We start from the raw sequence: 10156 nt of genomic DNA on the forward strand, positions 1-10156 counted from the left end.
CGACCCTGGTCTCCCTCGTCCTCGCGATCGTCGTGCTCGCGAAGAAGGGCGGCGGCAAGGGCCTGGCCATCGCAGCCATCGTGATCGACATCATCGTCGTCATCTTGCTGATCGCCCTCGTGGCCGCCGGCGTCATCCTCGGCGGCGAGTCGGTCGACAGCCTCAAGAAGGGCGACTGCATCACCGCCAAGGGGCTCGATGCCTCCGACGAGGCCGTATCCCAGATCAAGAAGGTCGGCTGCGGCGAGGCGCACGACGGCGAGGTCCTCGCGACCGTCACCCTGTCGGGCGACGACGTGGCCGACTTCGGCGACGACGCCTCCAACACGCTGTGCGACGAGGCGATCGCCTTCAGCGACGAGGAGCTCAACACCTTCATCACCGAGGGCTACAACTACATCGGCCTGACCCAGACCGCCGAGCCCGACTCCGGGGACAAGCTGGCCTGCGTCGCCTTCGCCGAGGACGGCTCCGACCTCACCGAGTCGCTGCGCTGACCGCACCACCGCACTGAGCTCCACCCTTCGGGCACCGACAGCTCCCCGCACCCCGTCCGTGGGTGCGGGGAGCTGCTGCGTGCGGGGTCGGCGGTGGGGCTAGGAGCCCGTGACGACGTCTCCGTGGGTGGAGGGCCGACGTGTCGGCCAGCTCGACCAGCGACAGGTGAGCTCCATCGAGGCCGTGACCGACCGCCACCAGGGTCGACGACGGCGGCAGCCGTGGTGAACCCAGCCCACGCTCCGGCCCAGCGGACCAGACGGGCAGGGACCGCGCGCCCGTCGACTCGCCAGGTGACGCTCGTCCACCGCTCGTAGCCATCGGCCAGTCGACCGGCGAAGTCGACGACCTCGTCCAGGTAGCCGTCCGGCCGCTCGGTCTCACTCGGCAGGGTCGCGTTGGTCAGGGCGAACGCGGCAGCGAACGCCACCTCCCGGACCGGGTCACCGCCTCGAGGGGTCATCACCTCGGCGTGCCGCTCACGCGGCAGGCACCCCACCTGCACCCACGCCTCGCCATGCGTCGGCTCCGCCACTCGTCCGAACCACCACCACAGTGCCCACGTGGGTGCGCCGAGCTTGCCCTCGACGTTCCACAGGCGCCCCGGCAGCTGCAGGTCGGCCGCGAGCCCATAGAGCGGGAAGTCGACGGGTGGAAAGGTCATGCGCACTGCTGGACTCTGTCACTTGCCGCCGAGACACGTCTCGCGCCGGCGTCGCCCCGATGTGGACGTGCCTGTGACCCCGCCGTCGGCGGGGTGTGGGGCGGTGGGGTCAGGTCTCGCCGGGTGGGGTGGTCGGGCCGGTGATGGGGGTGGTGCCGTGGTGGTCGCGACGGAAGAACAAGCCGTTGGGTGAGCGCCAGAGGTAGGTGGTGTCGTCGAGGCGGTCGTAGGTCCAGCGCGTGTGGGTCTTGGCGCGGTGGTGGCCTCGGCACAGGGGCGCGGTGTTGTCGGTGGACGTGGTCCCGCCCTGGTCGTGCGGGGTGATGTGGTCGATGTCGCTGGACCTGGCGGGTCGGGTGCACCAGGGGAAGACGCAGTGGTGGTCGATGAGCTCGCGCTGGGCCCGGAGTCGGTCGGGGATCTCGTAGGCGGTGACGCTGATCTGCTCGGCAAGGTCGATCACTGGCTTCACGATCACCTGGACGTCGGGGCTGGCGCACCAGTCGCGGACGCGGTCGGCCCAGATCGGGGACCGGGTGTTCTCCACCCGGGCTAGACATCCTTCGACGGTGTCGTCGCCGGCGAGTGCTGCCTCAGCGAGGTGGACGTGCAGCACGACCCGGCTGCGCGGTGGCACCACCGACTCCTGCCCGCCCGCGTCGTCGAAAGGCAGGGACACCTGGCCGCGGGCGAGGTCCCCGGCGGCGAGGGAGCGGCGTACGTCGTGGGACTCGGCGCACCCGGCGGCACCCAGGGCAGCGGCGCCGCGGTTGAGGGCGTCGTCGAGGTCGAGGGCGTCGCGCAGGTCAAGGGTGCCGGTGACGTCGACGGTGCCGTTGATCCCGACCTGGTGGGTGTGGATCGAGACGTGCCGGCCGTCGGCTGCAGCGCGGGCCTTCTTCTCGGCCTCGACGGGGTCGAACCGGGCCTGCGCTTCCTCCACGAGCCTCTTGAGCTGAAGGTAGGACACCTGGTGCGCGACGTGGGCGACGTGACGGTCCACGTGAGCGGCACCCTGCTCGGGCAGGCACATCGTCTGCTCCGCGATGGAGCGTGCGCGCCAGAACGGGAGGTCGCCGGCGGCGACGCGTTCCCAGGTGCGTGACAACCGGTAGCGGACCTCGAGGACGGCGCCCACGTAGCGCTTGCCGGCGTCGGTGGACTGACCGAGTGCGGCGCAGAGCTCGAGGACCGCGGACTCCAGCACCCAGGGGGCGCCGTGACCGGCGAGGGGGATGCCGTGGTCGCCGAAGGACGCGGTGTCTTCGTCGTCGGTCTGGTGGAGGACGCACCAGTCGATGATGGACTCGATGATCTCGACCTCGGCCTGGTCGCGCACCGCTCGGACCGCGCGGACAGCGGTCAGCACGGTGGTGCTGTCGTCGCTCCCGGGCTGCGCGGCCATAGATCCATTGAAGCCGTGGCCACCGACAGTGGGGCCCGTTTCGGCGCCTCAGATCTCGCTTGCTGAGACGACAAGGGAAAGTTTTTTCGATCGATCTTTGGCCGGTCTGGGTCGGGGCTTGGGTCGGGGCTGTCTGTCGGCTCGCCGGGTCTCGACGCCTCGTCGCTGGCGCTCCTCGGGCCCGACCAGCGAGTGTTTCGGTGGTCGAGCCGCGAGGGCCGCCTAGGCCCGAGGGTGTCGAGACCCGGTGAGGTGCCTGGGTCTTGGGGCACGGCGTACGTCCTGGGTCTCGACGGCCGCTCGCTTCGCTCGCTGCTCGACCAACGGAGGGCGGGGTTTCGACGCCTCGTCGCTGACGCTCCTCGGGCTTTGTCGGTCGAGCCCGAGGGCCGCTAGACCCGAGGGTGTCGAGACCCGGTGAGGTGCCTGGGGTCTTGGGGCACGGCATACGTCCTGGGTCTCGACGGCCCCTCGCTTCGCTCGCTGCTCGACCAACGAAAGAGGTCTCGACGCGTCATCACAGCTAGCGCTCCTCGGGCTCGACCACCGAGACGGTGGGGCGCCTGGTCAGACGACGGCGAGCGGCAGCAGCTTCTGCCCCGTGGGACCGATCTGGATCTCGGTGCCCATCTCGGGACACACCCCGCAGTCGTAGCAGGGGGTCCAGCGGCAGTCCTCGACCTCGGTCTCGGAGGACGGGTCGATGGCGTCCTCCCAGTCGGCCCAGAGCCAGTCCTTGTCGAGGCCGGAGTCGAGGTGGTCCCAGGGCAGGACCTCGTCGTAGGTGCGCTCGCGGGTGGTGTACCAGTCGAGGTCGACGCCGGTCCCGGCGAGAGCCGTCGTGGACGCCTCGAGCCAGCGATCGTAGGAGAAGTGCTCGCTCCAGCCGTCGAAGCGGCCGCCGTCGCGCCAGACCTGCTCGATGACGGCGCCGACGCGGCGGTCGCCACGGCTGAGCAGTCCCTCGATCGTGCCGGGCTTGCCGTCGTGGTAGCGGAAGCCGATGGCGCGGCCGTACTTCTTGTCCTCGCGCACGATGTCGCGCAGCTGCTTGAGGCGGGCGTCGGTGGTCTCGTGGTCGAGCTGGGAGGCCCACTGGAAGGGCGTGTGCGGCTTGGGGACGAAGCCGCCGATGGAGACCGTGCAGCGGATGTCGTTGCGCCCGGAGACCGCGCGGCCCTCGGCGATGACGCGCTTGGCGAGCTCGGCGATCTGGAGGACGTCCTCGTCGGTCTCGGTGGGCAGGCCGCACATGAAGTAGAGCTTCACCTGGCGCCAGCCGTGGGAGTAGGCCGCGGAGACCGTGCGGATCAGGTCTTCCTCGGTCACCATCTTGTTGATGACCTTGCGCATCCGCTCGCTGCCGCCCTCGGGCGCGAAGGTGAGCCCGGAGCGGCGACCGTTGCGGGAGAACTCGTTGGCGAGGTTGATGTTGAAGGCGTCGACGCGCGTGCTGGGCAGCGAGAGCGACACGTTGGTGCCCTCGTAGCGGTCGGCCAGGCCCTTGGCGACGTCGGCGATCTCGGTGTGGTCGGCGCTCGAGAGCGACAGCAGGCCGACCTCCTCGAAGCCGGTCGACCGGATGCCGTTCTCGACCATCTCGCCGATGGTCTTGATCGACCGCTCACGCACCGGTCGCGTGATCATGCCGGCCTGGCAGAAGCGGCAGCCGCGGGTGCAGCCACGGAAGATCTCGACGGAGAAGCGCTCGTGCACCGTCTCGGCCAGCGGCACCAGCGGCTTGCGCGGGTAGGGCCAGGCATCGAGGTCCATCAGCGTGTGCTTGGTGACGCGGTGCGGGATGCCGGGGCGGTTGGGCACGACGGCCTCGATGGTGCCGTCGGCGGCGTAGGTGACGTCGTAGAAGCGCGGGACGTAGATGTTGCCGGTGACCGCGAGACGACGCAGCAGCTCGTCGCGCCCACCCGGACGTCCCTCGGTCTTCCACTCGCGCACGACCTCGGAGATCGCGAGCACGACCTCCTCGCCGTCACCGAGCACGGCGGCGTCGACGAACGCGGCGATCGGCTCGGGGTTGAACGCCGCGTGGCCACCGGCGAGGACCACCGGGTCGGCGTCGGTGCGGTCGGCGGCGTGCAGCGGGATGCCGGCGAGGTCGAGGGCGTTGAGCATGTTGGTGTAGCCGAGCTCGGTGGAGAAGCTCAGGCCGAAGACGTCGAAGTCCTTGACCGAGCGGTGCGCGTCGACGGTGAACTGCGGGATGCCGTCCTCGCGCATGATGGCCTCCATGTCGGGCCACACGGCGTAGGTGCGCTCCGCGACGATCCAGTCGCGCTCGTTGAGGACCTCGTAGAGGATCTGGACGCCCTGGTTGGGCAGGCCGACCTCGTAGGCGTCGGGATACATCAGCGCCCAGCGGACCGTCTCGCCCTCCAGGGCGCAGTCCCACTCCTTGACGGTCGAGTTGAGCTCGCCCCCGACGTACTGGATCGGCTTGGAGACCGAGGAGAGGCGGGGCTCGAGACGGGGGAAGACGCTGGCGGACATGGGCTCCAGACTAACGGCGCAGGGGGAGAACCTCCGATCCGACGGCGCTCCGTAGGGTTGCCTCATGACAGCGACGACACTCCGTGGCCGCTTCCAGTGGACCGTGGCGGTGCCGATCGTGGCGCTGGTCGTCCTGGCGGCCACCTGGGCGAGCCACGAGGCGTGGCCGGTGCTGGTGCTGATCGCCGCCGCGCTGGTCGCCTCGGTGGTCTGCGCCGTGCACCACGCGGAGGTCGTGGCGCACAAGGTCGGGGAGCCCTTCGGGTCGCTGATCCTGGCCGTCGCGGTCACCGTGATCGAGGTCGGCCTGATCGTCATGCTGATGACCAGTGGCGGAGAGGGCACCAGCACCTACGCCCGCGACACCGTCTTCGCCGCGATCATGATCACGCTCAACGGCATCGTCGGCATCTCTCTGCTGGTGGGTGCCGCCAAGCACCACCTGGTCAGCTTCAACGCCGCCGGCACCGGGTCGGCGCTGTCGACCGTGATCGCGCTCGCGTCGGTGTGCCTGGTGCTGCCGAGCTTCACGACGTCGGCCGCCGGCCGGGAGTACTCCGCCTCGCAGCTGGCCTTCGCCGCCGTCGCCTCGCTCGCGCTGTACGCCGCGTTCGTGTTCACCCAGACCATCCGGCACCGTGACTTCTTCCTCCCCGTCTCCAGCGACGAGCAGGGCCTCGTGACCGGGCTGCTCGACGAGGACGAGGACGGGCACGCCGACCCGCCCAGCCAGCAGGAGGCCCTGCTCAGCGCCGGTCTGCTCGTCGTGTCCCTGGTGTCCGTGGTCGGACTCGCCAAGCTGCTCTCCCCCACGATCGAGGACGGCGTGGAGAGCCTCGGCTTCCCCTACGCGGTCGTCGGTGTCGTCATCGCGCTGCTGGTGCTGGCTCCCGAGTCGATCTCCGCGCTGCGCAACGCAGCCCGCGACCGCGTGCAGAACAGCCTCAACCTCGCCCTCGGCTCGGCCATGGCCTCGATCGGGCTGACCATCCCGACCATCGCGGTCGCGATGATCTGGATCGACGGTCCCCTGACCCTCGGTCTCGAGCCGACCCAGATGGTGCTGCTCGCCATCACCGTCGTGGTGTCCGGCCTGACCGTCGTCCAGGGGCGCGCCAAGGCGCTCCAGGGCTTCGTGCACCTGGTGCTCTTCGCCACGTTCCTCTTCCTGTCGATGCAGCCGTGACGCGCGTCCGGTCCCGCGCGGCCCTGCTGGCCTCCTTCGTCGCCGCGGCCCTGCTCGTCGGCTGCAGCGCCGACGAGCAGCCCGTCGACGACGGTCGGATCGTGCTGAGCCCACCCACGGACGGCGCGGGGCACACGCACAGCGGCGGCGGGACCGGCGTACGCATCGGGGACGGGACGGCTCCTCAGGCCGGTGGCTACCGCCTCTCCGACGTCACGCTGCCCGAGCCCGGGGAGCCGGGTGACGTGTCGTTCCGCATCCTCGACGAGGACGGTCGCCCACTCACCGACTACACCCCGGAGCAGACCAAGGAGCTCCACCTCTACGTCGTGCGCAGCGACCTGGCCGACTTCCGCCACCTCCACCCGACGTTGGCCGCGGACGGCACCTGGACCGCTCGCGTCGCGCTCGCGACCCCCGGCTCCTACCGCCTGCTCGCGGAGTTCACCCCCGCCACGCCCGACTCCGACGGCAGCCACGTGGTCCTCGGCGACACCGAGCTGGTGCCCGGCCGCTGGGACCCGGTGACGATCAGCGACACGGCGGTTGGCGACGACGGCGTGATCGCGGTGCGGGCCCCCGAGACGCTCGAGGCCGGTCCGGACGGGCAGATGACGATCACGGTCGCCTCGGTGGCGGGCGAGAAGGTGGCGCTGGGCAGCTACCTCGGCACCTTCGCCCACCTGACCGGCTTCCACACCGGCACCGGCGAGTTCGTCCACGCGCACCCGCTGGGCGCGGCCGAGCCCGGCGCGGACGGCGACGAGCTCACCTTCCACACCGAGCTCGACCAGCCCGGGACCTACCGGTTCTTCCTGCAGGTGCGTGTCGACGGGTTCGTGCACCAGGTGCCGTTCGCCGCCACCGTGGCCTGAGGCTGCTCAGCGCACCTCGACGCTCAGCGTCGTGACCGGGTTGGCGAACTCCGACTCCCGCAGGCTGACCTGCACCTCCCAGGTCCCCGAGGTCGGGAAGACGACCTCGGCGGCATAGGTGCCGGCCGCGGTCGGCACCACGGGCACCAGCCCGAGGTCGACGTCGGCCTGCGCCGAGCGCACCGAGACCTCGGGCGCCGCGAAGCCGTCGAGGGGCTCCCCCGCGAGGTCCTGGAGCTGGAGGCTCAGGGTGTTGGGGCCGCGGCTGCCCGGGCTCAGCGTCGCGAGCACCGTGAAGTCCTCGAGGCTCCCGGTCGTCACGCGGCTGGGCGCGGCGGCTGCAGCGGCCGCTGCGTCGCCTCGCGGTGACTGGTTGACCAGGAAGCCGGTGACGGCGAGCAGCACGGCCAGCAGGCCGGCCTCGGCCAGCACCGTGCGTCGTACGACGGAGTAGGTGGCGGTGCGCTCACGGTGACCGACCGCGGAGCGGGCCCGCGGGAGCAGCCGGAAGCGGTTGTGGGCGGCGAGCGCCACGACCACCAGCGCGATGCCGACCTTGACCAGCAGCAGCGTGCCGTACGTCGTGTCCACGAGGCCGGCCCATGACCCCAGGACGCGCCACGCCATCAGGGATCCGGTGGCGACGAGGAGGACCAGCACGGCGGCGGCCGCGCTGGAGAAGCGGCTGACGACCAGGGCGGCCTCGCGCTCACGGTGCGCGAGGAGCGGCAGCGTGATGGCCAGGCCGACCAGCCCTCCGAGCCAGGTCGCGCCGGCGGCCAGGTGGACGACGTCGGTGACGACCAGCAGCGTGACCGGCTCAAAGGCCCGGGTGTGCCCCACGAGGGCGGGGGCGAGCACGGCGACCGCCGCGCCTGTCGTGGCCAGGAGCCGCGGTCGACCGACCCTCGACACCTCGCCGATCCCCAGGACCGCCAGACCGAGTCCGACGACCACGAGGACCAGCACGAGCAGGTCGTCGCCGACCAGGGAGAGGTCGAAGGCAGCGGCGCTGACGGCACCCTCGAGCCCGAGACCCTGCTGGTAGGCACCGGCGAGCGGCACCGCACCGGCGGCCCCCAGGACCGCGGCACCGGCGGCCGCACCGGCGACCAGGCGGATCCGCACCCGCGCCTTCGCCGGGATCACGGCGCCCCCGATCCAGGTGCCGAAGACGACGAGCCCGGCGGCGAGGAGCAGCCCGACGTACTGGATCGCCTGGACCACGCTGAGGTCGCTGCGCAGGTCGTTGCTGGGCGCGGCGTCGACCGGCGGTGCGACGACGGTCTCGCTGGGCGCACCGATCGAGAAGGTGAGGGACCCCGAGATCGGGTGGCCGTCGGAGGAGACCGCGCGCCAGGTCACGACGTAGGTGCCGTCGTCGAGCTCGTCGGGCAGGTCGGCCGTCACCACCGTGTCGCGGGCCTCCGCCGACGAGTCGACGGGGTCACCGGCGGCGTCGAAGACCCGCACGGCGTCGGCGGTCAGGTTGACCGGCTCGTCGAAGGTGAAGGTCACGACGTCGGGCACGGTCGCGACGACCTCGCCCTCCGCCGGGTCGGAGCTGACGAGCGTGGCGTGGGCGGAGGCCGGCGCCGCCCCGACGAGCAGCAGGGCGAGCACGGCCAGGACCGCGGCGACGGCTCCGCAGAGCCGCCGCCGCGTCCGGACGTCGGTGATGTCGATCAAGACGTACGACGGCTGCGGGCCAGGGCGGTGCCGCCGACCAGCAGGCCGAGCGCGCCCACGCCGACACCGGCGTAGCCGAGCATGTCGCTGTCGTCGGCGTCCTCCGCCTCGACCGCGGCGGGCTCGGCGATCTCCTCATCGGTGGCCTCGGTGATGGTGACCGTCGGTGCCGGACGCTCGAGCTCCTCGGGGTCCTGGCCCTCGGTGGGCACCTCGACCCAGGGGGTCTCGCCCTCCTCGCAGGTCTGGATCACCGGGAAGACGAGGGTCTCGCCGGGGGTCTCGGGCAGCTGGAGCGACAGCTCGAAGGCATCGCGGTAGCCCTCGGGCAGCGCTGCCTTGGCGGTGTAGACGACCGACTCGACCCGCTCGGTGATGGTGTTGCCGTGCACGTCCGTGATCGGCTCGTCGAGCGTCTGCATCTGCTTGGTCACGTCGTAGAGCGGGTTGCGCGTCGGCGTGACGGCGTTGATCTCCTCCGGCATCGAGATGGTGAGCTCGGTGGTGGGCGAGCCCTCGCAGCCGTGCCCGTTGCTGACGGTCAGGACGGTGTAGGCACCGGCCGCCGTGTCGCTCGGGGTGATGGTGACGTGGGCGGAGGCGGGTCCGGCGAGGCCCAGGGTGAGCAGCGTGGCGGCGCCGAGGGGCGCGCCGAGGCGCGCGAGGGTACGTCGGGTGGTCATGGTGGTTCCTTCAGTCGTGTCTGGTCGTGCGGGTGTGGTCAGGCGGGCGCGGGAAGCGCAGGCGGACCACGCCGCGGGGCGACGCAGAGCAGCCCCTCGACGACGACGTACGACGGGACTGACGGGAGAGCGAGCGGCCGGACGGCAGGCACGGGCACCCGGACGGCACGCACCCAGGTGAGCAGCACCTCGACCGCCCGGCGGCGCGCGGTCCACACCAGCGCGGTGAGCGCGGCGGAGGCGACGTGCGCCAGCAGCATGGGCGTGGTGAGCTCGAGATGACCGACCGCGCCGGCGCCGGAGCCATGGGCCATCCCGGCCATCGGCTCCGCGGGCACCAACGTCATCAGCCAGCAGTGCAGCAACAGCTGGACCGCTGAGAGGACCGGGACCGCGACGGCCAGGGACACCCGACCGCGCTGCACCACCCACGTGCCGCCGGCGACGAGCAGCCCGATCATCCCGATCCACGCCGGCGACGGCAGCGCGCCGCCGGCCCAGGCGTGGGCCAGCAGGGTGCCGGTCATGATCTCGACCGTGGCGACGACCATGCGCAGCGAGGTGCCCCGCCGGGGGACCTCGCGCACGGTCAGCATGGCGCCGATCCTCCCAGACCGGCACTCCTCAGCGGGTGCCGGGCGTCGCGGC

At 71.6% G+C, this 10156-nt stretch carries 8 protein-coding genes; 3 read left to right on the forward strand and 5 right to left on the reverse strand.

Annotated elements, in window-relative coordinates:
- Nucleotides 1–497: hypothetical protein (locus tag AAG827_RS11505; protein WP_341926122.1), on the forward strand; the 497-nt coding region annotated here is incomplete at its 5' end.
- Between the two features lie 774 nt (nt 498–1271).
- Here AAG827_RS11505 and AAG827_RS11510 read toward each other — a convergent pair.
- Both AAG827_RS11510 and AAG827_RS11515 read right to left on the reverse strand, forming a co-directional pair.
- Nucleotides 1272–2567: an HNH endonuclease signature motif containing protein gene (locus AAG827_RS11510; protein ID WP_341926123.1), complete on the reverse strand. Its 1296-nt coding sequence runs from the start codon at nt 2565–2567 to the stop codon at nt 1272–1274.
- A 567-nt stretch (nt 2568–3134) separates the two neighbouring features.
- Nucleotides 3135–5075 (reverse strand): TIGR03960 family B12-binding radical SAM protein, encoded by a 1941-nt coding sequence (locus AAG827_RS11515; RefSeq protein WP_341926124.1) that lies wholly within the window; start codon nt 5073–5075, stop codon nt 3135–3137.
- Between the two features lie 64 nt (nt 5076–5139).
- On the opposite strand from AAG827_RS11515, the gene AAG827_RS11520 reads away from it, so the two are divergent.
- Complete coding sequence (locus tag AAG827_RS11520) at nt 5140–6261, forward strand: ionic transporter y4hA (protein ID WP_341926125.1); 1122 nt, start codon at nt 5140–5142, stop codon at nt 6259–6261.
- Nucleotides 6258–7136 (forward strand): hypothetical protein, encoded by an 879-nt coding sequence (locus AAG827_RS11525; protein ID WP_341926126.1) that lies wholly within the window; start codon nt 6258–6260, stop codon nt 7134–7136. Before AAG827_RS11520 ends, AAG827_RS11525 begins: the two co-directional genes overlap by 4 nt.
- Before the next feature lie 6 nt (nt 7137–7142).
- Here the strand turns inward: AAG827_RS11525 and AAG827_RS11530 are convergent, their stop codons facing one another.
- The 3 genes from AAG827_RS11530 to AAG827_RS11540 are packed head-to-tail and all read right to left on the reverse strand — an operon-like array spanning nt 7143 to nt 10104.
- On the reverse strand, nt 7143–8825 hold the full coding sequence (locus AAG827_RS11530) for a copper resistance protein CopC (RefSeq protein ID WP_341926127.1): 1683 nt from the start codon (nt 8823–8825) through the stop codon (nt 7143–7145).
- Nucleotides 8822–9508 (reverse strand): YcnI family protein, encoded by a 687-nt coding sequence (locus AAG827_RS11535; protein WP_341926128.1) that lies wholly within the window; start codon nt 9506–9508, stop codon nt 8822–8824. The genes AAG827_RS11530 and AAG827_RS11535 overlap by 4 nt, the downstream gene beginning before the upstream one ends.
- A 38-nt stretch (nt 9509–9546) precedes the next feature.
- Complete coding sequence (locus tag AAG827_RS11540) at nt 9547–10104, reverse strand: hypothetical protein (protein WP_341926129.1); 558 nt, start codon at nt 10102–10104, stop codon at nt 9547–9549.
- Between the last annotated feature and the right edge of the window lie 52 nt (nt 10105–10156).

The sequence above is a fragment of the Nocardioides psychrotolerans genome, from assembly GCF_943371775.1.
Lineage (GTDB): Bacteria > Actinomycetota > Actinomycetes > Propionibacteriales > Nocardioidaceae > Nocardioides > Nocardioides psychrotolerans_A.

Coding starts and splice junctions, on each gene's coding strand:
- AAG827_RS11510 (WP_341926123.1), bottom strand. CDS start 2,567: ATGGCCGCGCAGCCCGGGAGCGACGACAGCACCACCGTGCTGACCGCT.
- AAG827_RS11535 (WP_341926128.1), bottom strand. CDS start 9,508: ATGACCACCCGACGTACCCTCGCGCGCCTCGGCGCGCCCCTCGGCGCC.
- AAG827_RS11540 (WP_341926129.1), bottom strand. CDS start 10,104: ATGCTGACCGTGCGCGAGGTCCCCCGGCGGGGCACCTCGCTGCGCATG.
- AAG827_RS11520 (WP_341926125.1), top strand. CDS start 5,140: ATGACAGCGACGACACTCCGTGGCCGCTTCCAGTGGACCGTGGCGGTG.
- AAG827_RS11515 (WP_341926124.1), bottom strand. CDS start 5,075: ATGTCCGCCAGCGTCTTCCCCCGTCTCGAGCCCCGCCTCTCCTCGGTC.